This window comes from Burkholderia pyrrocinia (assembly GCF_003330765.1).
Lineage (GTDB): Bacteria > Pseudomonadota > Gammaproteobacteria > Burkholderiales > Burkholderiaceae > Burkholderia > Burkholderia pyrrocinia_B.
This window is the reverse complement of the sequence record NZ_CP024902.1, coordinates 747,626-772,950: the sequence shown is the minus strand read 5'-3', so window position 1 is coordinate 772,950 and position 25,325 is coordinate 747,626. Positions and strand designations below refer to the sequence as shown.

At 68.9% G+C, this 25,325-nt stretch carries 19 protein-coding genes and 1 pseudogene; 12 read left to right on the top strand and 8 right to left on the bottom strand.

Annotation, left to right across the window (positions count from 1 at the left end; all coding sequences use genetic code 11):
- Positions 1-20: 20 nt before the first annotated feature.
- Positions 21-2,822, bottom strand: coding sequence for a bifunctional [glutamate--ammonia ligase]-adenylyl-L-tyrosine phosphorylase/[glutamate--ammonia-ligase] adenylyltransferase (gene glnE, locus CUJ89_RS03665; protein ID WP_114176170.1), 2,802 nt, complete (start codon positions 2,820-2,822; stop codon positions 21-23).
- A 228-nt stretch (positions 2,823-3,050) separates the two neighbouring features.
- Between glnE and CUJ89_RS03660 the strand changes: the two genes are divergently transcribed.
- The 6 genes from CUJ89_RS03660 to CUJ89_RS03635 all read left to right on the top strand — a co-directional run bounded on the left by CUJ89_RS03660 (position 3,051) and on the right by CUJ89_RS03635 (position 11,933).
- Positions 3,051-7,250 (top strand): YhdP family protein, encoded by a 4,200-nt coding sequence (locus CUJ89_RS03660; RefSeq protein ID WP_114176169.1) that lies wholly within the window; start codon positions 3,051-3,053, stop codon positions 7,248-7,250.
- Positions 7,251-7,301: 51 nt separating this feature from the next.
- The gene (locus tag CUJ89_RS03655; RefSeq protein ID WP_114176168.1) at positions 7,302-8,129 is read left to right on the top strand and encodes a carbon-nitrogen hydrolase family protein; all 828 of its coding nucleotides are present in this window, start codon (positions 7,302-7,304) and stop codon (positions 8,127-8,129) included.
- An 85-nt stretch (positions 8,130-8,214) separates the two neighbouring features.
- A complete protein-coding gene (tldD, locus tag CUJ89_RS03650) occupies positions 8,215-9,681 on the top strand; it encodes a metalloprotease TldD (protein WP_114176167.1) in 1,467 nt (488 codons plus the stop codon).
- A 398-nt stretch (positions 9,682-10,079) separates the two neighbouring features.
- Complete coding sequence (gene aroG, locus CUJ89_RS03645) at positions 10,080-11,153, top strand: 3-deoxy-7-phosphoheptulonate synthase AroG (RefSeq protein WP_114176166.1); 1,074 nt, start codon at positions 10,080-10,082, stop codon at positions 11,151-11,153.
- Between the two features lie 124 nt (positions 11,154-11,277).
- Positions 11,278-11,547 carry a type II toxin-antitoxin system Phd/YefM family antitoxin gene (locus CUJ89_RS03640; protein WP_114176165.1) on the top strand — a complete coding sequence of 90 codons (270 nt, stop codon included), beginning with the start codon at positions 11,278-11,280 and terminating at the stop codon, positions 11,545-11,547.
- Positions 11,544-11,933: a type II toxin-antitoxin system VapC family toxin gene (locus tag CUJ89_RS03635; RefSeq protein WP_114176164.1), complete on the top strand. Its 390-nt coding sequence runs from the start codon at positions 11,544-11,546 to the stop codon at positions 11,931-11,933. Before CUJ89_RS03640 ends, CUJ89_RS03635 begins: the two co-directional genes overlap by 4 nt.
- Positions 11,934-12,018: 85 nt before the next feature.
- Here the strand turns inward: CUJ89_RS03635 and hmpA are convergent, their stop codons facing one another.
- Both hmpA and CUJ89_RS03625 read right to left on the bottom strand, forming a co-directional pair.
- Entirely contained in the window at positions 12,019-13,227 is a 1,209-nt protein-coding gene (hmpA, locus tag CUJ89_RS03630; protein ID WP_114176163.1) for an NO-inducible flavohemoprotein, read from the bottom strand.
- A gap of 94 nt (positions 13,228-13,321) precedes the next feature.
- The gene (locus CUJ89_RS03625) at positions 13,322-13,873 is read right to left on the bottom strand and encodes a cob(I)yrinic acid a,c-diamide adenosyltransferase (RefSeq protein ID WP_114176162.1); all 552 of its coding nucleotides are present in this window, start codon (positions 13,871-13,873) and stop codon (positions 13,322-13,324) included.
- A gap of 137 nt (positions 13,874-14,010) precedes the next feature.
- Here CUJ89_RS03625 and CUJ89_RS03620 point away from each other — a divergent pair, with 137 nt between their 5' ends.
- From CUJ89_RS03620 to proC, 6 genes are all read left to right on the top strand, one after another.
- Positions 14,011-15,420 (top strand): FAD-binding oxidoreductase, encoded by a 1,410-nt coding sequence (locus CUJ89_RS03620; RefSeq protein ID WP_114178473.1) that lies wholly within the window; start codon positions 14,011-14,013, stop codon positions 15,418-15,420.
- A gap of 38 nt (positions 15,421-15,458) precedes the next feature.
- A complete protein-coding gene (locus CUJ89_RS03615) occupies positions 15,459-16,952 on the top strand; it encodes an FAD-linked oxidase C-terminal domain-containing protein (RefSeq protein WP_114176161.1) in 1,494 nt (497 codons plus the stop codon).
- Between the two features lie 185 nt (positions 16,953-17,137).
- Entirely contained in the window at positions 17,138-18,226 is a 1,089-nt protein-coding gene (glcE, locus tag CUJ89_RS03610; protein ID WP_114176160.1) for a glycolate oxidase subunit GlcE, read from the top strand.
- Positions 18,227-18,230: 4 nt separating this feature from the next.
- Entirely contained in the window at positions 18,231-19,457 is a 1,227-nt protein-coding gene (glcF, locus tag CUJ89_RS03605) for a glycolate oxidase subunit GlcF (protein ID WP_114176159.1), read from the top strand.
- Between the two features lie 98 nt (positions 19,458-19,555).
- Positions 19,556-20,254 carry a YggS family pyridoxal phosphate-dependent enzyme gene (locus CUJ89_RS03600; protein WP_114176158.1) on the top strand — a complete coding sequence of 233 codons (699 nt, stop codon included), beginning with the start codon at positions 19,556-19,558 and terminating at the stop codon, positions 20,252-20,254.
- 51 nt (positions 20,255-20,305) lie between these two features.
- Positions 20,306-21,118 carry a pyrroline-5-carboxylate reductase gene (gene proC / locus CUJ89_RS03595; protein WP_114176157.1) on the top strand — a complete coding sequence of 271 codons (813 nt, stop codon included), beginning with the start codon at positions 20,306-20,308 and terminating at the stop codon, positions 21,116-21,118.
- 96 nt (positions 21,119-21,214) lie between these two features.
- On the opposite strand, the gene ubiA is transcribed toward proC, so the two are convergent.
- From ubiA to CUJ89_RS38825, 5 genes and pseudogenes are all read right to left on the bottom strand, one after another.
- Positions 21,215-22,078, bottom strand: coding sequence for a 4-hydroxybenzoate octaprenyltransferase (gene ubiA / locus CUJ89_RS03590; protein WP_114176156.1), 864 nt, complete (start codon positions 22,076-22,078; stop codon positions 21,215-21,217).
- 155 nt (positions 22,079-22,233) lie between these two features.
- Positions 22,234-22,335: pseudogene (locus CUJ89_RS39025) on the bottom strand (DNA starvation/stationary phase protection protein); the annotation flags it as partial.
- Between the two features lie 19 nt (positions 22,336-22,354).
- The gene (locus CUJ89_RS38175; protein WP_201752268.1) at positions 22,355-22,519 is read right to left on the bottom strand and encodes a hypothetical protein; all 165 of its coding nucleotides are present in this window, start codon (positions 22,517-22,519) and stop codon (positions 22,355-22,357) included.
- A gap of 110 nt (positions 22,520-22,629) precedes the next feature.
- Complete coding sequence (gene katG, locus CUJ89_RS03585; protein WP_114176155.1) at positions 22,630-24,816, bottom strand: catalase/peroxidase HPI; 2,187 nt, start codon at positions 24,814-24,816, stop codon at positions 22,630-22,632.
- Positions 24,817-24,936: 120 nt separating this feature from the next.
- Positions 24,937-25,065 carry a hypothetical protein gene (locus CUJ89_RS38825; RefSeq protein ID WP_265341760.1) on the bottom strand — a complete coding sequence of 43 codons (129 nt, stop codon included), beginning with the start codon at positions 25,063-25,065 and terminating at the stop codon, positions 24,937-24,939.
- Positions 25,066-25,325: the final 260 nt, after the last annotated feature.

Genomic DNA, 25,325 nt, shown 5'->3' with positions numbered 1-25,325 from the left:
CGCGTCCGCCCTGCTTCCATTCAAACGACCGTTTCAACCGCCCCGAACACGCGCGCCCACAGCGCCGTCACGGCTGCCCGCTCGTCCGCCACCACGGCCGGCTCGACGCGCGCCTTCTCCATCCCGTCGAGCCGCAGCTTGTGCTGCAGCTTGCGGTACTTGCGGTAGGCCGCGCCGACCCGCTCCGCCTCGTCCTCGCCCATCAGCCCGAAGCGCGCGACCTCGCGCAGCAGCGCGATATTGCCCGTGTTGCGGATCAGTTCGGCGTCGCGCGACGCATGCAGCAGCACCCAGTACTGGACGATGAACTCGATGTCGACCATCCCGCCGCGATCGTGCTTCAGGTCGAACAGCTCGGTCTGGTTCGGGTGACCGGCCAACACCTTGCCGCGCATGTCGACGATCTCCTTCGCGAGCACGCCGCCGTCGCGCGGCGTCGTCAGCACCTGCTGGCGGATCGCCTCGAAATCCGCGCCGATCTGCGCGTCGCCCGCGCTGTAGCGCGCGCGCGTCAGCGCCTGGTGCTCCCACACCCACGCGGTATTCGCGGCGTCGCCCTCGCGCAGCTGGTAGCGGCGGAACGCGTCGAGATCGGTGACGAGCAGCCCGGCCTCGCCGTTCGGCCGCAGCCGCAGGTCGATGTCGAACAGCGCGCCCGCACCGGTCGCCGTCGTCAGCCACGTGATCAGCCGCCGCGTGAAGGTCGTGTAGACGTCCGCCGAGCGCTCGTCCGGGTCGTCATACAGGAAGATCAGGTCGAGATCCGATGCGTAGCCGAGCTCCTTGCCGCCCAGCTTGCCGTACGCGATCACCGCGAACTTCGGCACGTCGCGATGACGCTTCGCGAGCTGCGACCAGACGACTTCGATCGTCACGTCGAGCACCGCGTCGGCCAGCTCGGACAGGCGGTCGCTCACATGCTCGACCGACAGCTGCCCGGCGAGATCGATCAGCAGGATTCGGAACACCTCCGCGTGCTGCGCGTGCCGCAGCAGGTCCATCTGCTGCTCGGGGCCGTCGGCCGCCGCGAGGCGTGCGCGCAGCGCATCCTTGAACGCGGGCCAGTCGAACGGGCTCGCAATCGCCTCGTCATCGAGCAGTTCGTCGAGCAGCTGCGGGTGGCGGATCAGGTAGCCGCCCCCCCAGCGCGTCGCGCCGAGCACCGACAGCACGCGGTCGAGCGCAGCCGGATATTCGGTCAGCAGCGCGAGATAGACGCCGCGCCGGCTGACCGTCTCGAGCAGGTCGAACAGGCGCACGATCGTGTCGTCGCGGCGCACGGCGTCGATCCGCGGCGCGGCCTCGAGCGCCCGCTGCGCGACGCTGTCGAAGCGCTGCCGGCTCTTTTCCGGCAGGCCCGTGTAGCGCGACGACTGCCAGATCGCACGCAGCCGCGCGAGCACGGTAGCCGGATCGGCGAAGCCGAGGCCGTCGAGGCGCGCGACCAGCGCGTCGTCCTCGCCGTCGTCGGCCAGCGCGCCGCTCCAGATCCACGCGGCCGCCGTGTCGTCGCCCGCCGCGCAGGGGCTGCCGTTCACCTTGTCCGCGAAGATCTGGTGGAACTGCGCCTCGACGAAGGTCCGGTGACCGTCCAGCACCGCCATCAGCGCCGCATAGTCGGCAAAGCCGAGCGACGCGGCCAGCGCCGCGCGTTCGTCGGGCTCGACCGGCATCGCGTGCGTCTGCGCGTCGTTGCGGTACTGCAGCCGGTGCTCGAGCGTGCGCAGGAAGTTGTAAGCGTCGGTCAGGCGTGCGCGCACGTCCTCGCCGATCAGCCCGCGCGCCTGCGCATGGCGCAGCACCGCGAGCGTCGGCCGCACGCGGAATTCCGCATCCTGGCCGCCGCGGATCAGCTGGAACACCTGCGCGCTGAATTCGATCTCGCGAATCCCGCCGCGCCCGAGCTTGATGTCGTCGGCCTTGTCGGGCCGCATCGACGCGCGGCGCGCGGCTTCCTGCCGAATCTGCTGGTGCAGCGAACGGATCGCGCCGATCACGCCGAAATCGAGATAGCGGCGGTACACGAACGGCTTGACGATCGACTCGAGCTGCGACGCCAGCCGCTGCGCCGCGTCGCTGTCGCCTTCCGACACGAGCCGCCCCTTGATCCATGCATAGCGCTCCCACTCGCGCCCCTGCACGTAGAAATATTCCTCGAGCATCCCGAGGCTGCAGACGAGCGGCCCCGAATCGCCGTTCGGGCGCAGCCGCATGTCGACGCGAAACACGTAGCCGTCGGCCGTGACCTCGGACAGCACGCCGATCAGGCGCCGGCCGAGCCGCGTGAAGTATTCCTGCGTGGACAGCGGCGCGCGCGCGCCGCCGGTCGTCTCGCCGTCGTCCTCGTAGACGAAGATCAGGTCGATGTCCGACGACACGTTCAGCTCGCGGCCGCCGAGCTTGCCCATCCCGACCACGCCGAGCACGACGCGCTGGCCGTCGGCGCCGCGCGGCTCGCCGTACAGCGCCTCGAGTTCGGCCGACAGCAGCGCAAGCGAGCGCTGCACGGCCACTTCGGCGAGATCGGTCATCGCGCCCGTCACCTCGGCGACGTCCGCCAGCCCGCGCAGGTCGCGCTCCGCGACCGCGCCGAACGCCTCGGTGCGCAGTTGCCGCAACGCGCGCTTCAGTTGCTCGTCGGTCGGCGCGGCCGTGCCGGCCGGCGTCGCGAGCAGTTCGGTGAGACGCGCGTCGAGCTGCGCGCGGGCGAGCGGCGCGGCAGCCCACGCGGCGACCTGTTCGGCCAGCGCGGGCCGTGCGGCGGCCGCGCGGGCAAGGTAACGGGAATAGGACGTGCTGATCAGGGCGGAAGCGTCGGTCATCGAAAAGCGGGCCTGGAGATAAGGCCGGCCGGCGCGGGCAAACGCATGCGCGCCCCGCTGCCGACAGGCTCCATGGACTCGGCGCGGCATCGCGGGACGCGCGTGCGCGTCGCGAAACCGCGCGCCGGAAAGCCCGTGCCGCGCTGCCGCAACGGCCGCCGGCACGAACCCGTGTGATACATTTCAACGTCAATCTGCAAAATTACCATATTGCCGCCCGTCCGCCGCATGTCCGACCGTCAGGAATCCGCCGTAGCTGCGCCCGAAGCGGGACCTCCGAAGCACGATCATCCGGTCCTGCGTCGCGTGTTCAAGGCGACGCTGGCGGTCGGGATCGGCACCTACTTCGTCGCGTCCGGCGCGTTCCTCGGGCTGCGCTACGTGCTGCTGCCCCGCATCGACGAATTCCGCCCGCGCATCGAGCGCCTCGTGTCCGACAAGCTCCACGCGCAGCTTTCGATCGGCAAGCTTTCCCCGAACTGGTCCGGCATGCAGCCGGGCGTCGAACTGACCAACCTGACGATCCGCGGCCGTGACGGCAAGATCGCGCTGTCGGTGCCGCATGCGACGGCCGCGCTGTCGTGGATGTCGCTGCTGCGGCTGTCGCCCGCGCTGTCGAGCCTGATCGTCGACCAGCCCGACCTGGTGGTCGCGCGCGCGGCCGACGGCTCGCTGAGCATCGCGGGCGTCGGCGTGGCGACCACCCACGGCGGCAACGCCACGTTCGGCACGTGGCTGCTGAAGCAGGAGGCGATCGTGCTGCGCGGCGGCACGCTGCGCTGGCGCGACGCGCAGCACGGCGCGCCGGAGCTCGTGCTGGCGGGCATCCGGCTCGCGGTGCTCAACCACGGCCGCGTGCACAAGGTTGCGCTGCAGGCGCCCGCGAACGGCACGCTGCTGCTTGGCCCGCTCGATTTCCGCGCGCGTTTCAGGCACAAGCCGCTCGCGCCGGTCGGCAAGCCGTCGAACTGGACGGGCGACGCCTACCTGTCGACGGGCCCCGTCGACCTGCAGACGCTGGGCCGCTACCTCGACATGCCGCTCACGATCCACGCGGGCCGGATCGACAACGCGATCTGGGCGACCTTCAGCGACGGCCACTTGCACTCGGTGGGCGGCGATCTGCAAGGCGCCGACGTTGCGCTGCGCGTGCGCCCGACGCAGCCGCGGCTCGACGTGCCGACGGTCGGCTTCGGCTGGGACATGGTGCTCGATGCCGGCCACGACTACACGCTGCACCTGACGGGCTTCAACGCGGAGCTCGGCCAGCCGCCGCTGCCGGATGGCACGCCGCTCGCCCGCTCGCTCGCGCTGTCGACGCTGACGGCCCGCTACCGCGTGCCGACGGCCAGCCAGGGGCAACTGATCAGCGTCGTCGGCGATCGCGTCGATCTCGGCATCCTCAGCGAGTTCATCCGCGGGCTGCCGCTGCCGGCGCGCCTGCGCAACGAGCTGATCAAGATCGACCCGCGCGGGATGGTGTCGAACTATCACATCGAGGTCGAACGCGCGAAACCCGCGCGGGCCGAGCTCGCCGACGAGGAGCGGCGCACCGGCGCCGCGCCGATCGTCCGCTACCGCTTCCTCGGCGACCTGCAGGGCATCAGCTTCGCCGCGCAGGAGCCGCCGCCCGGCCTCTCGCCGCGCGGCCACCCGCGCGCCGGCTGGCCGGGTATCGAGAACCTGTGGGGCCGCGTCGATGCGAGCGAGACGGGCGGCACCGCGCATTTCGACACGGTCAACGCGGCCGTCACGGTACCCGGCGAGTTCGACGAGCCGCGCCTGACGTTCGACCGGCTGCGCGGCAACACCCAATGGGTGATCACGCCCGCGCCCGGCGACAAGCACGCGCGCGTCGACGTGACCGTGCCCGACCTGCTCGTCACGAACCCCGATGCCGAAATCGCGGTGTCGGGCTCGTACACGAACCCCGGCCACGGCCGCGGCGCGCTCGACCTGCGCGCCGATTTCGCCCGCGCGTCGGTGGCGCGCATTCCGCGCTACCTGCCGACCGGGATGTCCGAGCACCTGCGCGACTATCTCGGCCACGCGCTGCAGGACGGCAAGGTGACCAAGGGCGCGTCGATCGTCGCCCGCGGCCCGCTCGAGAAATTTCCGTTCGAACACGAACCGGACGCCGGCGTGTTCCACATCGTCGCGCCGTTCACCGGCGGCCGCTTCGAGCCGACCCCGTACCCGCCGCGCAAGCTCGCGAACGGCACGCCGAGCGTCTGGCCGGCGCTCGACGGGATCGACGGCGTATTCGAGCTCGCGCAGAACAAGCTGCGCTTCGACATCGAGCGCGCGCACTACAAGCGCGTCGCGCTGACGAAGGTCACGGGACGCATCGACGATCTCGGCAATCCGAGCCACTCGCCGCTCGTCATCGACGGCCATGCGCAGGGCCCGCTCGCCGACCTGATCGACTACGCGGACAACAGCTCGCTCGGCACGATGAGCGGGCATATCGGCCAGCGGATCGATGCGCAGGGGCCCGCGTCGCTCGCGCTCAAGATCACGATTCCGCAGCACGTCCCGCATCCGCATACGCACATCGAAGGCGCGCTCGCGTTCGGCGGCAACACGCTGTCGACCAGCGGCGTGCCGCCGCTGTCCGCGCTGCGTGGCAGCGTCCGGTTCACCGAGGCCGGCGCGTCGCTGCACGACCTGTCGGGGCGCTTCCTCGGCGGCCCGGTGCGCGCGAACGGCAGCTTCCAGTCGCACGGCCCGTACACGGTGGACGTCGACGGCCGGCTCGCGCTCGACGCCGCGCGCGGCCTGAACCTGCACGGCCCGGCTGCCGCGCTGCTCGAGCACGTGGTCGGCGACGCACCGTACAAGGTCGCCGTGCGCGGTGCGCCGGGCCGCCTGCCCGACATCAGCGCGCATTCCGACCTGACAGGCGTTGCGCTGAACTTCCCGGCGCCGTTCGCGAAACCGGCCGGCACGCCGATGCCGTTCAGCTTCACGCTGCAGCCGGCGCCGCAGGCGGACGGCAAACGCCTCGAACACGCCGACCTGACGCTCGGCCCCGTGTCCGCGACCTACCTGCTCGACGCGACGCGCGGCCAGCCGCTGCGCGCGGTGCGCGGCGCGATGGGCATCCACCGGATGCCCGACATGCCGCAGGACGGCGTGAGCGCGGCCGTCGACGTCGACGAGCTGGATGCCGACGCATGGCTCGCGCTCGCCCGCACGCTGCAATCCGGCACGCCGCGCACGCCGGAGCCGCAAGCACCGCCGCGCGTCGATGTCGCGAGCTTCGCGCCGAAGCGCTTCGCGTTCCACTTCGGCACGCTGAAACTGCTCAAGCGCAACTGGGAAAACGTGATCGTCGGCGCGTCGCACGTCGACGAGCTGTGGCAGGCGAACATCGCGTCGAACCAGGTGTCGGGCTACCTGTCGTGGGCGCCGGGCGGCGGCCACAACGGCGCGGGCGTGCTGAACGCGCGGCTCGCGAAGCTCGTGATTCCGGACAGCGCGCAGCACGATCTGGTCGGCCGCGCGATGAACCTGCCGACGCCGACCGACCGCCCGATGCCGTCGGTCGACCTGATCGTCGACCAGGTGGTCGCGCGCGACCACGACATCGGCCGCCTCGTCGTCAACGCGCGCAACATCGACGAGGCCGGCACGCCCGTCTGGCAGCTCGACAAGCTGGAACTGTCGAACCCGGCCGCCAGGCTCACGGCAACCGGCAACTGGCGCACGTCGCGCCGCGCGCTCGCCCGCGGCGTCGACGAAAGCGACGCGCCGCGCCGCAGCGTGTTCGACTTCAAGCTGGACATCGACAACGCGGGCGCGCTGCTCGACCGCGTCGGCCTGCCCCGCACGCTCGAGAACGGCCACGGCACGGTGACAGGCAAGGTCGGCTGGCGCGGCGGCCCGACCGCGCTCGACTTCCCGTCGCTCGGCGGCCAGGTCGCGGTCGACCTCGAACACGGCCAGATCCTGAAGGTCGATCCGGGCGCCGCCAAGCTGCTCGGCGTGTTGAGCCTGCAGAGCCTCGCGCGCTTCCTGACACTGAATTTCCGCGACGTGATCGGCAAGGGCTTGCCGTTCGACAAGATCACCGGCACGGGGCAGATCTCGAACGGCATCGCGCGCACCGACAACTTCGAGATGACGACGGCGCCCGCGAACGTCACGGTGCGCGGCGCGGTCGATCTCGGCGCCGAGACGCAGGACCTGCACGCGCACGTCGCGCCGAAGATCGGCGCGGGCGCCGCCGCGATCGCGGCGGCCGTCATCAATCCGCTGCTCGGCGTCGGCGTGCTGGCCGCGAACTACGCGCTGTCGGAAACGCTGTCGCACGCGTTCGCGCTCGACTACGCGATCACGGGGCCGTGGGCGCACCCGCACATCGAGCGGGTGCAGGGCGATCAGGGTAAGATGAATCACGGTCCGGCCGATGCGGCGAGCCACTGAGCACCGCGCGCTGCCGGACCGCACCCCATTTATGACGCAACCGATTTCGCGATGACCGAACCTTCCCGTTCCGCCACGTCGTTCCGGGTTGCCGCGCTGCAGATGGTGAGCGCGCCGGACGTCGCGCGCAATCTCGCCGAAGCCCGCCGCCTGATCGCGGAAGCCGCCGGCGAAGGCGCGCAGCTCGTGCTGCTGCCCGAGTATTTCTGCTTCATGGGGCACCGCGACACTGACAAGCTCGCGCTCGCCGAGCCCTACCAGGACGGCCCGATCCAGCGCTTCCTCGCCGACGCCGCGCGCCGCCACGGCATCTGGGTGATCGGCGGCACGCTGCCGCTGAAGGCGCCCGAGCCCGATCGCGTGCTGAACACGACGCTCGTGTTCGATCCGTCCGGCAACGAGGCCGCGCGCTACGACAAGATCCACCTGTTCAACTTCGAGAAAGGCGACGAGTCGTTCGACGAGGCGCGCACGATCCGCGCGGGCGATACGGTCGTCGCGTTCGACGCGCCGTTCGGGCGGGTCGGCCTGTCGGTCTGTTACGATCTGCGCTTTCCGGAGCTGTATCGCAGGATGGGCGACTGCGCGATGATCGTCGTGCCGTCGGCATTTACGTACACGACCGGCCGCGCGCACTGGGAAACACTGCTGCGCGCGCGGGCCGTCGAGAACCAGTGCTACGTGCTCGCGGCCGCGCAGGGCGGCAAGCACGAGAACGGCCGGCGCACCTGGGGCCACAGCATGCTGATCGACCCGTGGGGCGAGATCGTCGCGGTCCGCGACGTGGGCGCGAGCGTCGTGCTCGGCGCGATCGATCCGCAGCGCATCGCCGACGTGCGCCAGAGCCTGCCCGCGTGGCGGCACCGCGTGCTGACCTGAATTCGCCGCGCCGCTTGAAACGCCGCGCGGCCAACCCATCTGCCCAGCAGCACCCGACAACTTTTTGAGAAACCCCGATATCCGCATGAACATCATCGAACCCGGCATCCGCAACCTCGCGCTGGCGAAGGACATCCTGCTCACGCCGTACGGCCTCGACGAAAGCCTGCTCACGCGCACGATCGCCGACATCTTCACGCATCGCGTCGACTACGCCGACCTGTACTTCCAGGCCACCCGCAGCGAAGCGTGGAGCCTCGAGGAAGGCATCGTCAAATCGGGCAGCTTCAGCATCGACCAGGGCGTCGGCGTGCGCGCGGTCGCGGGCGACCGCACCGCGTTCGCGTACTCGGACGACCTGTCGCCCGAAGCGATCGCGCAGGCGGCCGCGGCCACCAAGGCGATCGCGGCGGCCGGCGGCGGCCGGCAGAAGATCAAGGCCGCGACGTCGCTGAAAGGCATCTCGGGCCGCGACCTGTACCTGCCGTCCGATCCGCTCGCGTCGCTCGACGCGACGGCCAAGGTCAAGCTGCTCGAGCGCATCGAGCAGATGGCGCGCGGGCGCGACCCGCGCATCAAGCAGGTGATGGCGGGCCTCGCCGGCGAATACGACGTCGTGCTGGTCGCGCGCAGCGACGGCGCGATCGCGGCCGACATCCGCCCGCTCGTGCGCGTGTCGGTCACGGTGATCGCCGAGCAGGACGGCCGCCGCGAGATCGGCTCCGGCGGCGGCGGCGGCCGCTTCGATTACGGCTACTTCAGCGATGAAGTCCTGTCGCGCTACGTCGACGACGCCGTGCACGCGGCGCTCGTCAACCTCGACGCCCGCCCCGCGCCGGCCGGCGCGATGACGGTCGTGCTCGGGCCGGGCTGGCCGGGCGTGCTGCTGCACGAGGCGATCGGCCACGGCCTCGAGGGCGACTTCAACCGCAAGGGCTCGTCGGCATTCGCGGGCCGGATCGGCGAGCGGGTCGCGGCCAAGGGCGTGACCGTCGTCGACGACGGCACGCTGCCGAACCGCCGCGGCTCGCTGAACATCGACGACGAAGGCAACCCGACGCAGTGCACGACGCTGATCGAGGACGGCATCCTCAAGGGCTACATCCAGGACACGCTGAACGCACGCCTGATGAAGATGCCGGTCACGGGCAACGCGCGGCGCGAGTCGTATGCGGCGCTGCCGATGCCGCGCATGACGAACACGTACATGCTGAACGGCGACAAGGATCCGCAGGAAATCATCGCGTCGGTGAAGAACGGCCTGTACGCGGTGAACTTCGGCGGCGGCCAGGTCGACATCACGAACGGCAAGTTCGTGTTCTCGGCGTCCGAGGCGTACATGATCGAGAACGGCAAGGTCACCTACCCGGTGAAGGGCGCGACGCTGATCGGCAGCGGCCCGGAATCGCTGAAGTACGTGAGCATGATCGGCAACGACATGTCGCTCGACTCGGGCGTCGGCGTGTGCGGCAAGGAAGGCCAGAGCGTGCCGGTCGGCGTCGGCCAGCCGACCCTGCGGATCGACAAGATGACGGTCGGCGGTACGGCATAACCGCATCGCGGCGCAGACAATCCGCGCATTTTGAAGAAAACGCGCGGATTATCCGCATTTTCGACGTTTCCCGGTTGCCAGCCGCACGGCGACGGGGTATAAATTCCGAATCAACTTTTTTGACGAGCCGAATCTCCGTCATGTCCGCCAAGTTTTATTTTTACTTTTTCTGGTATCTCAGACCGCTGGCGGATCGAGAGGGTTGATGGCGCGTAAAGCGCAACCGAAATTCCCGAAAAAACCGCCGGCGAACCCGGCGGTTTTTTTTCGCCCTTCGCCACCCGGTCGCCGCCGCAGCGGTCCCGCGGCGCCGACCGAGACCACCGAATCGCTTGAATTGATGAATCTGCCGCACGCGCATTGACCGAACGGCGCCCCGGAAAATTAGGAGAAACAGCATGCCCCCGCACAATACCGACGACGTCCGCATTCGCGAGCTCAAGGAACTGACGCCGCCCGCCCACCTGATCCGCGAATTCGCGTGCTCCGAAGCCGCGTCCGAGCTGATCTACAACTCGCGCCAGTCGATGCACCGCATCCTGCACGGGATGGACGACCGGCTGATCGTCGTGGTCGGGCCGTGCTCGATCCACGACACGAAGGCGGCGATCGAATACGCGGGCCGGCTCGTGAAGGAGCGCGAGCGCTTCCAGGGCGAACTGGAAATCGTGATGCGGGTGTACTTCGAGAAGCCGCGCACGACGGTCGGCTGGAAGGGGCTCATCAACGATCCGCACCTCGACAACAGCTTCAAGATCAACGAAGGGCTGCGCACCGCGCGCGAGCTGCTGCTGCAGATCAACGAGATGGGCCTGCCGGCTGCGACCGAATACCTCGACATGATCAGCCCGCAGTACATCGCCGACCTGATCTCGTGGGGCGCGATCGGCGCGCGCACGACCGAGTCGCAGGTGCACCGCGAGCTCGCGTCGGGGCTGTCGTGCCCGGTCGGCTTCAAGAACGGCACCGACGGCAACGTGAAGATCGCGGTCGACGCGATCAAGGCCGCGTCGCAGCCGCACCATTTCCTGTCGGTGACGAAGGGCGGCCACTCGGCGATCGTGTCGACGGCCGGCAACGAGGACTGCCACGTGATCCTGCGCGGCGGCAAGACGCCGAACTACGACGCGGACAGCGTGAACGCCGCATGCGCGGACATCGGCAAGGCCGGCCTCGCCGCGCGCCTGATGATCGACGCGAGCCATGCGAACAGCTCGAAGAAGCACGAGAACCAGATCCCCGTCTGTGCCGACATCGGCCGCCAGATCGCGGCGGGCGACGAGCGCATCGTCGGCGTGATGATCGAGTCGCACCTCGTCGAGGGCCGCCAAGACCTGAAGGAAGGCTGCGAGCTGACCTACGGCCAGAGCATCACCGACGCGTGCATCGCCTGGGACGACAGCGTGAAGGTGCTCGAAGGCCTCGCGGAATCGGTCAAGGCGCGGCGGGTTGCGCGCGGCAGCGGGAACTGACGGACGAAAACAGGCTGAATCGTCATGGCCCCGCCTGCCGGCGGGCTGGCCATTCGGTCAGCCTGCGGTCGGCGCCAGGCTCTGCTAGACTAGCTAATACAGCCTAGCTAATCAGGAAGTGATCATGCCGACCGTCAACATGCACGATGCCAAGTCGCGGCTCTCGAGCCTCGTCGAAGCACTTGAATTGGGGCGCGAATCCGAGGTCGTGATTGCCCGCAACGGTCATCCGGTCGCCCGGATCGTTCCTTACGCGGCACCGAAGCGGATCGGTGCGGCCCGTCAGTTGCTTGCCGGGCTGAACATCCCGACCACCGTCGAGGCATTCAATGCCGGCGACGAATCGATCGCCGCCGACTTTGATGCCAGCGCGGAGCGCGGGGTCGGGCCGTGAAACTGTTGCTCGATACGCATATCGCGCTGTGGGCCGCTGAAGGCGCGCCTCAACTTTCTGCGACTGCAGTCGCGTTGATCGAGGATCCCGCGCACACCCTGTATGTCAGTGCCGCGTCCATCTGGGAAATTGCGATCAAATACCGCAAGGGCAACCTGCCCGTTCATCCGCGCGACGCACGCTCGGCGTTCCGGCTCGCCGGCTTCTCGGAGTTGCCGATCAGCAGCGATCACGTCGAGGCGGTCGCCGCACTGCCCGATTTCCCGGACCATGCCGATCCGTTCGATCGCGTGATGGTTGCCCAGGCACTTCATGAAGGCATGCCGCTCGTCAGTGCCGATCCGAAAGTATGGCGCTATCACGCGACGCTGATGCTGCGCGCCTGACGCCATCTGCGCGACACCGCAAGCGACAAAATCGAAACCCGGCTCTCGCCGGGTTTTTTATTCGCCGGAGACCTCCGTCAGCGCATCACTCGAGCGCGCCCGAACCGAAGATCTCGGTGTTCACGCGTTCCGGCGCGACGCCGAGCGCGACGAGCGCGTCGCGCTGCGCCTTCATGAACGCGATCGGGCCGCAGATGTAGTAGTCGGCGTCCGGAACGAGCGCGAATTCCTTCACGCGCGCCGGTGTGAGGCGCCCTTCGAGGTCATGGTCGATGCCGGCGCGATCGCTCGGGCCAACCAGTTCATACAGCACCGTGCGCTTGACGTTCGCGTGCTCGCGCACCGTATCGTTCAGCCAGTCGCGGAACGCGTGCACCGCGCCCGAGCGGCATGCGTGGACGAACCGCACGTCGCGCTTGCTGCCTTGCGCGACCAGCGTCGACGCCATCGACATCATCGGCGTGATGCCGACGCCGCCCGAGATCAGCACGACCGGCGTATCGGCATCGCGCTTCAACGAAAAGTCGCCCATCGGCGCGGTCACTTCGACGATCGCGCCCTCTTCAACGCCGTCGTGCATCAGCGTCGACACCTTGCCGGCCGGGATCGCTTCCGCCTTGCCGGCCTCGCGCTTCACCGAGATGCGCAGCCACTTGCCGTGCGGCGCATCGGACAGGCTGTACTGGCGCGGCTGGTCGACGCCGAGATCGCCGACGAAACGCTTCACCGAGATGTACTGGCCCGGCTCGAACGACGGCGCCGCGCCGCCGTCGGCGGGCGTCAGGTAGAACGACGTGATCTCGTCGCTTTCGCGCACCTTGCGCGCGACCGTGAACGGGCGGAAGCCGCTCCACGCGGCGTTCGCGTACAGGTCGGCTTCGGCGCCGATCATGATCTGCGCGAGCTGGCCGTAGGCGACGCGCCACGCTTCGAGCGTGGCGGCATCGACCGCGTCGCCGAGCACTTCGACGATCGACGCGAGCAGGTTCTCGCCGACGATCGGGTAATGCTCGGGACGGATGTTGAGACTCGCGTGCTTGTGCGAGATCCGCGACACCGCCCCGCCCAGCGCGCCGAGGTTGTCGATGTTCGCCGCATACGCATAGACGGCCTTCGCGAGCGTCTCGGGCTGGCTGCCGGTCTTCTGGTGCGTCTGGTTGAACAGGTTCTTCAGTTCCGGATGACGCGCGAACATGCGCTGGTAGAAGTGCTTCGTGATCGTCGCGCCGTGCTCGGCGAGGACGGGGGCGGTGGCCTTCACACGGGCCATCTGGTCAGCGGTGATGTGGGTCATGTTCGTTCTCCGTTAAACATGCACATACAATACATGTTTGAAAATCGACGCCCCCCGGACAAATTGTCGCAGTGCGCAAAAACGCCATGGCGCGCTAGCGGACGCGCCCGCGCTCCCACAGCACATCCGCCCCGCCGCCAGCGCGGTTCAGCACGCGCGCCAGCACGAACAGCAGGTCCGACAGCCGGTTCACATACCGCCGCGGCGCATCATTGAGCGTTTCGTTGCGCCCGAGCGCGACGATCGAGCGCTCCGCGCGGCGGCACACGGTCCGGCACACGTGCGCGAGCGCCGCCGCGCGCGAGCCGGCCGGCAGGATGAATTCCTTCAGCGGCGGCAGCGTCGCGTTGTAGTCGGCCAGCCACTGGTCGAGACGCGCGAGATGCGTGTCGTCGAGCACCGTATGGCCGGGGATGCACAGCTCGCCGCCGAGATCGAACAGGTCGTGCTGGATCGTGACGAGCGCCGTGCGAATATCGTCCGGCAGCGTCTCGGCAAGCAGCACGCCGAGGTTCGAGTTCAGTTCGTCGACGTCGCCGATCGCCGCGATCCGAGCGTCGTCCTTGCCGATGCGCCGTCCGTCGCCGAGGCCGGTGGTGCCGTCGTCGCCCGTGCGCGTGGCGATCTTGCTCAAGCGGTTGCCCATGCGAATCTCCTCTCATGCGCGGCCGCGATGCGGCCCGGTTGCGTTTGAACGCGATTATCGCAGCCCGCGGCGGCGGGCGCAGCGGGCGTTACAGCGTAGAATGGGCCGAAAGTTTGACAAGCAGTCAGGAGACATTCGTGAATCACCCCGCCTCGCCGGCCGCCACGCGCCGCCCGCTTCCTCCCGCCATGCTCGATGCGCTGCGCGCCGCCTTCGGCGAGCGCGTGTCGACCGCCGAAGCCGTCCGCGCCCACCACGGCCGCGACGAATCGCCGTTCGATCCGCAACTGCCCGACGCCGTCGTGTTCGCGCACAGCGCGGACGACGTGCGCGAAGTCGTGTCGCTGTGTGCGCTCTACAGCGTGCCGCTGATCCCGTACGGCGCCGGCTCGTCGCTCGAAGGCCACCTGCTCGCGGTGCGCGGCGGCGTATCGCTCGACCTGTCGGAAATGAACCGCGTGCTGTCGATCAACGCCGAAGACCTGACCGTGACGGTCGAGCCGGGCATCACGCGCAAGGCGCTCAACGAAGCACTGCGCGACACCGGCCTGTTCTTCCCGATCGACCCGGGCGCCGACGCCAGCATCGGCGGGATGACCGCGACCCGCGCATCGGGCACCAACGCCGTGCGCTACGGCACGATGCGCGAGAACGTGCTCGGCCTGACCGCGGTGCTCGCCGACGGCCGCGCGGTGAAAACAGGCTCGCGCGCTCGCAAGTCGTCGGCCGGCTACGACCTCACGCGCCTGTTCGTCGGTTCCGAAGGCACGCTCGGCGTGATCACCGAGATTACGCTGCGCCTGCACCCGCTGCCCGAAGCCGTGTCGGCCGCGATCTGCACGTTCCCGACGATGGGCGACGCAGTACGCACCGTGATCGAGACGATCCAGATCGGCGTGCCGATCGCGCGCGTCGAATTCGTCGATGCGCTCGCCGTGCGCTCGATCAACCGTCACTCGAACCTGACGCTCGCCGAAGCGCCGACGCTGTTCTTCGAATTCCACGGCACCGAGGCCGGCGTCAAGGAACAGGCTGAACTCGTGCAGGCGCTCGCGGGCCAGAACAACGGCCAGGGTTTCGAATGGGCGACCCGCCCCGAGGACCGCAGCCGGCTCTGGGCCGCGCGCCACAACGCGTACTTCGCGATGCTGCAGCTGAAACCCGGCTGCCGCGCGGTGACGACCGACGTCTGCGTGCCGATCTCGCAACTCGCCGCGTGCGTCGAGGAAACCGAAGTCGACCTGCGCGCGTCGTCGCTGCCCTGCCCGATCGTCGGCCACGTCGGCGACGGCAATTTCCACGTCGCGATCCTGATCGACCCCGACAAGCCCGAGGAAATCGCCGAAGCCGAGCACATCAACGACCGGATCGTCGAGCGCGCGCTGCGCCTCGGCGGCACCTGCACGGGCGAGCACGGCGTCGGGCTGCACAAGATGCGCTTCCTGCCGAAGGAGCACGGCGACAACGCGATCGACACGATGCGCGCGATCAAGCTCGCGCTCGATCCGCGCAACCTGATGAATCCGGGCAAGATTTTCACGTGCTGAGACGCCGGCGCGACGCCGCGCCTCCTGCAGGAGACCCCATGAACGCTCCCGTCGAACTGTCGAGCGCAGCACGCGCGCAGCGCCAGCGCGAAGTCGTGCAGGCGCTGATGGCCGTGCTGCCGACGCACTGCCTGCTGTACCGCGACGAAGACACGGCGCCGTACGAATGCGACGGCCTGTCCGCCTACCGCCGCCTGCCGCTCGCGGTCGCGCTGCCCGAAACGGAATCGCAGGTGCAGCGGATCGTGCAGATCTGCCGCCGCATGGAAGTGCCGATCGTGCCGCGCGGCGCGGGCACGAGCCTGTCGGGCGGCGCGCTGCCGATCACGCTCGGCGTGGTGCTGTCGCTCGCGCGCTTCACGCGCATCGTGGAAGTCGACCCGTACGCGCGCACGGCGACCGTGCAGCCCGGCGTGCGCAACCTCGCGATCTCGGAAGCCGCCGCGCCGTACGGCCTGTATTACGCGCCCGATCCGTCGTCGCAGATCGCCTGCACGATCGGCGGCAACGTCGCGGAAAATTCCGGCGGCGTCCACTGCCTGAAATACGGGCTGACCGTGCACAACGTGATGCGCGTGCGCGCGGTGACGATCGACGGCGAAATCGTCGAGTTCGGCTCGCTCGCACTCGACATGCCGGGCCTCGACCTGCTCGCCGTGATGATCGGCAGCGAAGGGATGTTCGCGATCGTCACCGAAGTCACCGTGCGGCTGATTCCGAAGCCGCAGACTGCACAACTCGTGATGGCGAGCTTCGACGACGTCGTCAAGGGCGGCGAGGCCGTCGCGGCGATCATCGCGTCGGGCATCATCCCGGCCGGGCTCGAAATGATGGACAAGCCGGCCACGCAGGCCGTCGAGGCGTTCACGCACGCGGGCTACGACCTCGACGCGAAGGCGATCCTGCTCTGCGAATCGGACGGCACGCCGGAAGAAGTCGCGGAAGAAATCGTGCGGATGACGGCCGTGCTGCGCGAGCACGGCGCGACGCGCATCCAGGTGTCGCGCAACGAACAAGAGCGGCTGCGCTACTGGTCGGGCCGCAAGAACGCGTTCCCGGCCGCCGGCCGCATTTCCGCCGACTATTACTGCATGGACGGCACGGTGCCGCGCCGCGCGATCGGCCCGCTGCTCGCGCGCATCGAGCAGCTCGAAACGCGCTACGGGCTGCGCTGCATCAACGTGTTCCATGCGGGCGACGGCAACATGCATCCGCTGATCCTCTACAACGCGAACGATCCGGACGAACTGCACCGCGCCGAACAGTTCGGCGCGGAAATCCTCGAGTGCTGCGTGGAATTCGGCGGCAGCGTGACGGGCGAGCACGGGGTCGGCATCGAGAAACTCAATTCGATGTGCGTACAGTTCTCGCCGCAGGAGCGCGATGCGTTCTTCGCGGTCAAGCGCGCATTCGATCCGGCGGGGCTGCTGAACCCCGACAAGGGCATCCCGACCCGCGCGCGCTGCGCCGAGTACGGTCGCCAGCACGTGCGCGGCGGGCTGCTGCCGCACCCCGACCTGCCGCGTTTCTGAGCGTCGCGCGCGGTGCGCGGCCCGCGCCGGCGGCCGGGCCGCGGCGTACTGCCGTGCCCGCGCGGCCCGTTCGCGCGGCGGCGCGGGCATGCGGCCGGCAATACCGGGCTTAGGGATAGTCGCGATGTGGATTCGCGCCACCCCGGTACAATCGACCGAACAACAAGTCGAGGCAGCAACAGAACATGGAAGAGGACGACATCGTCGCCGGATGGGCCGAGCGCATCCGCGCAGCCAGCGCCGACGGCCGGCCGTTGCGGATTCGCGGCGGCGGCACCAAGGACTGGTACGGCCAGGCGCTCGAGGGCGAAATACTCGATACGCGCGCGTTTCAGGGCGTCGTGTCGTACGACCCGGCCGAACTCGTCGTCACGGTCCGCGCGGGCACGCCGCTCGCGCGGCTTGAAACCGTCCTCGCCGAGTGCGGTCAGATGCTGCCGTTCGAGCCGCCGCACTTCGGCCGCGCGGCCACCGTCGGCGGCTGCATCGCGGCGGGCCTCGCGGGCCCGCGCCGCGCAACCTGCGGCGCGCCGCGCGATTTCGTGCTCGGCGTCACGCTGATGAACGGCCGCGGCGAAATGCTGCGCTTCGGCGGGCAGGTCGTGAAGAACGTCGCCGGCTACGACGTGTCGCGGCTGATGGCCGGTGCGCTCGGCACGCTCGGGCTGATGCTCGACCTGTCGATCAAGGTGCTGCCGATGCCCGTCGCGGAAGTCACGCTGAAGTTCGAGATGACCGCGACCGACGCGGTGCGCAAGCTCAACGAATGGGGTGGCCATCCGCTGCCCGTCAGCGCGAGCGCGTGGCGCAACGGCACGCTCGTGCTGCGTCTGTCGGGCGCCGAAGCGGCCGTGAAATCCGCGAAGACGCTGCTCGGCGGCGAAGTCGTCGACGCGGTCGAAGCCGAGCGCTTCTGGGCCGGCCTGCGCGAGCATACCGACCCGTTCTTCCACGGCATCCCGCCCGGCTACGCGCTGTGGCGCCTCGCGCTGCCGTCGATCACCGAACCGATGCACCTGCCCGGCACCCAGCTGATGGAATGGGGCGGCGCGCAGCGCTGGTGGATCACCGACGCCGATGCGCAAACCGTGCGCATGAGCGCGAAGCAGGCCGGCGGCCACGCGACGCTGTTCCGCGCGGGCGACGCCTACGACCGCAGCGCGGGCGTGTTCACGCCGCTCCCCGCACCGATGATGAAAATCCACCGCGGGCTGAAGGGCGCGTTCGATCCCGCGCGCATCCTCAACCGCGGCCGGCTCTACCCCGATCTTTAAGTCGATGCAAACGAACCTCGCCGATTTCATCCGCAACACGCCCGACGGCGACGAGGCCGACGCCATCCTGCGCAAGTGCGTGCATTGCGGGTTCTGCACCGCGACCTGCCCGACCTACCAGCTGCTCGGCGACGAACTCGACGGCCCGCGCGGGCGCATCTACCTGATCAAGCAGATGGTCGAAGGCGCGAACGTCACGCGCAGCACGCAGCAGCACCTCGACCGCTGCCTCACGTGCCGCAGCTGCGAGACGACCTGCCCGTCGGGCGTCGAGTTCGGCCGGCTCGTCGAGATCGGCCGCAAGCACGTCGAAGCGCAGGTGCAGCGCCCCGTGCAGCAACGCCTCGTGCGCCGCGTGCTCGCGAGCCTCGTGCCGAACGCCGCGCTGTTCTCGCCGATGATGCGGCTCGGCCAGCACGTGCGGCCGTTGCTGCCGAAGCGGCTGCGCGACAAGGTGCCGCCGCGCACGCGGCTGCTCGAATGGCCGCACCGCACGCATACGCGCAAGATGCTGATGCTCGCCGGCTGCGTACAGCCGTCGATGCTGCCGAACATCAACATCGCGACCGCGCGCGTGCTCGACGCGCTCGGCATCGAGACAGTCGTCGCGCCCGACGCGGGCTGCTGCGGCGCGATCCGCCTGCACCTGAACTATCACGACGAAGCGCTCGACGACGCGCGCCGCAACATCGACGCGTGGTGGCCCCATGTCGAGCAGGGCGCCGAGGCGATCGTGATGAACGCATCGGGCTGCGGCGTGACGGTGCTCGAATACGCGCACCTGCTGCGCGACGACCCGGCCTACGCGGAGAAGGCGCAGCGCATCGTCTCGCTGACGCGCGACATCTCCGACGTGCTGCTCCCGTTCGAGGCCGAACTCGCGACGCTCGCGCGCCGCCGCGCGATCCATACCGTCGCGTACCACCCGCCATGCACGCTGCAGCACGGCCAGCAGTCGCGCGGCAAGGTCGAACGCCTGCTCGAGACGCTCGGCATCGACGTGCGGCTGCCGGCCGACAGCCATCTGTGCTGCGGCTCGGCCGGCACGTATTCGCTGACGCAGCCGTCGCTGTCGTACCGGTTGCGCAAGCAGAAGCTGCTGAAGCTGCAGGCGCTCGAACCGCAGATGATCGTGTCCGGCAACATCGGCTGCATCGCGCACCTGCAGAGCGGCACGCAGATTCCGGTCGCCCACTGGATCCAGCTCGTCGAGCATTTGCTGTACGGCTAGGCCTCGCGCGCAGCGTCCGTATAATGTGCGGATCGATGCGCCGCGTGCCGCGGCGCATCCGCTTCATGCCTGCTTCCGTGCCTGCTTCCGTGCCCGCCATGTCCGATCTCGCCGCCCGTCTCGAATCCGTTCATCGCCGCATTGCCGACGCCGCCCGCGCGGCCGGCCGCGATCCCGCCACCGTGTCGCTGCTCGCCGTCTCGAAGACGTTTCCCGCCGCCGACGTGCGCGCCGCGCATGCGGCCGGGCAGCGCGCATTCGGCGAAAACTACGTGCAGGAATCGATCGACAAGATCGACGCGCTCGCCGACCTGCGTGCGGGGCTCGAATGGCATTTCATCGGGCCGCTACAATCGAACAAGACGCGCGCCGTCGCCGAGCGCTTCGACTGGGTCCATTCGGTCGACCGGCTGAAGATCGCCCAGCGCCTGTCGGAACAACGCCCCGCGCACCTGCCGCCGCTCAACGTGTGCGTGCAGGTGAACATCAGCGGCGAGGCGTCGAAGAGCGGCGTCGCGCCGGCCAACGTGGCCGAAGTCGCGCGCGCGGTCGCCGCGCTGCCGTCGCTGCGGCTGCGCGGCCTGATGGCGATTCCTGAACCTGCCGGCGACACCGAAGCACAACGCGCGCCGCATCGCGCGCTGTGCACGCTGTTCGACGCATTGCGTGCCGACGGCCTGCCGCTCGACACGTTGTCGATGGGCATGTCCGCCGATCTCGACGCGGCCGTGCTCGAAGGCGCGACGATCGTGCGCGTCGGCACCGCGATCTTCGGCGCGCGCGATTACGCGCACTGAACGCCGCACCCTTTCCGCCTTTCCGTTCACTCACTCGCTCAATCCGACATCATGAAAATCGCATTCATCGGCGGCGGCAACATGGCCGCGGCCCTGATCGGCGGCCTGATCAAGCGCGGCGTCGCCGCTGACGGCCTGTATGCCATCGACGTCAACGAAGACGCCCGCGCGCGCGCCGCGCAGCAATTCGGCGTGCGCACCGGCGCGGCCGTCGACGCGACGCTCGCCGATTACGACGCGGTCGTGCTCGCGGTGAAGCCGCAGGTGCTGAAGGACGTCGCGCAGGCGCTCGCGCCGCACCTGAAATCGCAACTCGTGATCAGCATCGCGGCCGGCATCCGCGGCACGGACCTCGCACGCTGGCTCGGCGACTACGCCCGCGTCGTGCGCACGATGCCGAACACGCCCGCGCTCGTCGGCATGGGCGTGACGGGCCTCGCCGCGCTGCCGGGCGTCGACGCGGCGGGCCGCGAACTCGCCTCGAACGTGCTCGGCGCGGTCGGCGAGATCGTGTGGTTCGACGACGAAGCGCAGCTCGACGCCGTCACGGCCATTTCGGGCAGCGGCCCCGCGTACGTGTTCTATTTCATCGAAGCGCTGCAGGAAGCCGCGCGCCGCCTTGGCATGAACGACGAACAGGGCCGCGCGCTCGCGGTCGCGACGTTCGCGGGCGCCGCGCAACTCGCCGCACAATCGGGCGAACCGGCGAGCGTGCTGCGCGAGCGCGTGACGTCGAAGGGCGGCACGACGGCCGCCGCGCTCGCGTCGTTCGACGCACAGGGCGTGAAGGAAGCGATCGTGCGCGGCGCGCTCGCGGCCGAGGCGCGCGCGAAGGAAATGGGCGACGAGCTCGGCCGCGCGTAAGCGCTTCTGGGGTGCCGGCTCCGCTGGTGCCGGAAACAAAAAAGCGGCCACCCGGCCGCTTTTTTATTGGCAACGCGAGCCGGCGCGCAGCTTGGTTCAGTTGCCGGCCAGCAGGTAATGCGCGGCGATCCCGGCGAACAGTACGCCGCCGAGCCAGTTGTTGTGCCGGAACGCCGCGAAGCACGGCATCCGCTCGCGGTCCTTGATCAGCGTGTAGTGATACAGCGCGCAGCCGACCGCCGCCGCCCAGCCGGCCCAGTACACAAGGCCAAAGCCGAGCGTCACGCCAATCCACACGTAGATGCCGAGCGTCGCCGCATAACACGCCATCACGGCCGCGACGTCGAAACGGCCGAACGTCAGTGCGGACGTGCGAATGCCGATCTTGATGTCGTCGTCGCGATCGACCATCGCGTATTCGGTGTCGTACGCGACCGACCAGAAAATGTTCGCGACCAGCATCACCCATGCGACCGTCGGCACCGTGTCCTGCACGGCCGCGAACGCCATCGGGATGCCGAAGCCGAACGCGATGCCGAGATACGCCTGCGGAATCGCGAAGAAGCGCTTCATGAACGGATAGGAACCGGCGACGAACAGCGCGACGACGGACAGCTCTTTCGTCAGCGTATTGAGCGGCAGGATCAGCAGGAACGCGATAAACGACAGCCCGACCGCGATCGCGACGGCTTCCCATGCGCGGATCTTGCCCGACGTCAGCGGCCGGTCGGCCGTGCGCTTCACGTGGCGGTCGAAATCGCGGTCGGCGTAGTCGTTCATCGCGCAGCCGGCCGAGCGCATCAGCAGCGTGCCGAGCGTGAAGATCACGAGCAGCGGCCAGCGCGGGTGCCCGTCCGACGCGATCCACAGCGCGTTCAACGTCGGCCACAGCAGCAGCAGGCTGCCGATCGGCTTGTCCATCCGGACGAGCCGCAGATACAGGGGAAAGCGGGCAAGCATGGCGAAGCACCGGGAAGATAACCCCGGCATTTTAGAGCCGAGCGGCGCTTCGCGTCATGTCGGCGCGGCCCGCGGCCGGCAATCGCCGCACACGCACGGGCCGCACGGGCCCGCCACATGCGCCGTGTCGCGATATGCGCCAATCAAGGGACAGATTTGACGACGCCCCGGATCAAACCGGCCGGCGCGCCGTTCGCCTCCGGCACCGACGCCAGTTTCGCGAAATCCTCAAACGTGCCGGGCGCGACGCCGCCGAGCGCACAAAGAACGGCGCGCTCAGCCTCCCGCGACCGGCGCGAACGCGTGCAGCGCCTGCGCGACCAGCACGGCCGCGCCGCCGCCGGCGATTGCAAAGCCGACGAAGCGCCGCGCCATCGCGGCCGGCGCCCGCTTCACCGGCGCCGCGAACGCGGCGCGCATGTCCAGCATCATCTGCGTCATGGTCGTCACTCCTTCGACAAGACATCGGTTCCAGAAGAAACGGCCGGTCATTCGACCGGCCGTTTCGCGTTGCTGCGTTAGCGCACTACCGCATTACGCTGCGGCAAGGTTCATGCGAGGTCGAAGCGATCGAGGTTCATCACCTTGTTCCAGGCCGCGACGAAGTCGCGTGCGAACTTCTCCTTCGCATCCGCGCTGCCGTACACCTCGGCCAGCGCACGCAGTTGCGCGTGCGAGCCGAAGATCAGGTCGACGCGCGTGCCGGTCCACTTGACCTTGCCCGTCGCACGATCGCGCCCTTCGAACACGTCGTTCGCGGCCGACACCGGCCTCCATTCCGTGCCCATGTCGAGCAGGTTCACGAAGAAGTCGTTCGTCAGCGCTTCCGGCCGGTCGGTGAACACGCCGTGCTTCGCATCGCCGACGTTCGTGCCGAGCACGCGCAGGCCACCGACGAGCACCGTCATCTCGGGCGCGTTCAGCGTCAGCAGTTGCGCCTTGTCGACCAGCAGCGCCTCGGCCGGCGTCTTGTACGCGCTCTTCAGGAAGTTGCGGAAGCCATCCGCGAGCGGTTCGAGCACGGCCATCGCCTCGATGTCGGTCTGCTCCTGCGACGCATCCGCGCGGCCCGGTGCGAACGGCACCGTCACCGCGACGCCCGCGTTCTTCGCAGCCTGCTCGACGCCGGCCGCACCGGCCAGCACGATCAGGTCGGCGAGCGACACCTTCTTGCCGCCCGTTTGCGCGTCGTTGAACGCCTTCTGCACGCCTTCGAGCGTCTCGAGCACCTTCGCGAGATCAGCCGGACGGTTCACTTCCCAGTCCTTCTGCGGCGCGAGGCGGATGCGCGCACCGTTCGCGCCGCCGCGCTTGTCCGAACCGCGGAACGTCGCAGCCGACGCCCATGCGGTCGACACGAGCTGCGACACCGACAGGCCCGATGCCAGCACCTTCGCCTTCAGCGCCGCGACGTCGGCATCGTCGATCAGCTTGTGGTCGACGGCCGGGATCGGGTCCTGCCACAGCAGATGCTCCGCCGGCACGTCCGGGCCAAGATAGCGGGCGCGCGGGCCCATGTCGCGGTGCGTGAGCTTGAACCACGCACGCGCGAACGCGTCGGCAAACTCGGCCGGATTCTCGTAGAAGCGGCGCGAGATCTTTTCGTATGCCGGATCGAAACGCAGCGACAGGTCGGTCGTCAGCATCGTCGGGCGATGCTTCTTCGACGCGTCGTAGGCATCCGGAATCACGTCGCCGGCGTCCTTCGCGACCCACTGGTGCGCGCCGGCCGGGCTCTTCGTGAGCTCCCACTCATAGCTGAACAGGTGCTTGAAGAAGTCGTTGCTCCACTGCGTCGGCGTCGACGTCCACGTGACTTCGAGACCGCTCGTGATCGCGTCCGCGCCCTTGCCCGTGCCGAACGTGCTCTTCCAGCCGAGACCCTGCTGCTCGAGGCCCGCGGCTTCCGGCTCGGCGCCGACGTTCGATGCCGGGCCGGCGCCGTGCGTCTTGCCGAACGTGTGGCCGCCCGCGATCAGCGCGACCGTCTCTTCGTCGTTCATCGCCATCCGCGCGAACGTCTCGCGGATGTCATGCGCGGCGGCGACCGGATCGGGGTTGCCGTCCGGGCCTTCCGGGTTCACGTAGATGAGGCCCATCTGCACCGCGGCGAGCGGGCTTTCGAGATCGCGCTTGCCCGAGTAGCGGCTGTTCGGGCCGCCGCTCAGTTCCAGCCAGATCTTTTCCGAACCCCAGTAGACGTCGTCCGGTTCCCACGTATCGACGCGGCCGCCCCCGTAGCCGAACGTCTTGAAGCCCATCGATTCGAGCGCGACGTTGCCGGTCAGGATCAGCAGGTCGGCCCACGAGATGTTGCGACCGTACTTCTGCTTGATCGGCCACAGCAGCCGGCGCGCCTTGTCGAGGCTCACGTTGTCCGGCCAGCTGTTGAGCGGCGCGAAGCGCTGCTGCCCGCCGCCCGCGCCGCCGCGGCCGTCGGCCGTGCGGTACGTGCCGGCGCTGTGCCATGCCATGCGGATGAACAGGCCGCCGTAGTGGCCGAAGTCAGCCGGCCACCAGTCCTGCGACGTCGTCATCAGCGCGTGCAGATCCTTCTTCACCGCCGCGAGGTCCAGCTTCCTGAACGCCTCGGCGTAGTCGAAATCCTTGTCCATCGGATCGGACAGCGCCGAATGCCGGTGCAGGATGTTCAGATTCAGCTGATTCGGCCACCAGTCCTTGTTCGTCGCGCCGCTGCCTGCGGCGTGGTTGAACGGGCACTTCGTTTCGGTCGACATGCGTTTTCTCCTTGGCTTGCTCGTATGCCTCCACCAGCTCGCTCCGGCAGCATGCCGGGCGCGGTTCGTGGAGTGTCATTGCGGGGATAAGAAACGGAACAGGGAGGTCCTCCTGTCGTACTACGGGATGTCGTGCGTGGCCTTCGTCGCGCGTTCCCGCTGCGACGCGCCGCAGGCGGGGCGCTCGGGGAACCGGCGGCCGGCAGGCGTCGTGCCGGTGCTGCGCGTGGTGTTCCAGCTTTCGGACATGCGATGCTCCCTCATGGCTTGACGGCAGGTGAAGCGGCGGCACACGGGACCGTCATGCGGCGACGTTCATCCACCATACACACGGTCCGCCAGGTACGCGAACGCAATCGGACGCAGGCTGCGAACCGCAGCTTTGGCGCGATGTACGACCTCGTTGCGCAACCGGATGTTCCGCTGCGCGTGCTGCAATACCGACCGCATCATGACACCCTCCTTTGACGCTTGCATTCCGCGTGCAAATCGGACGTCAACACGACGCC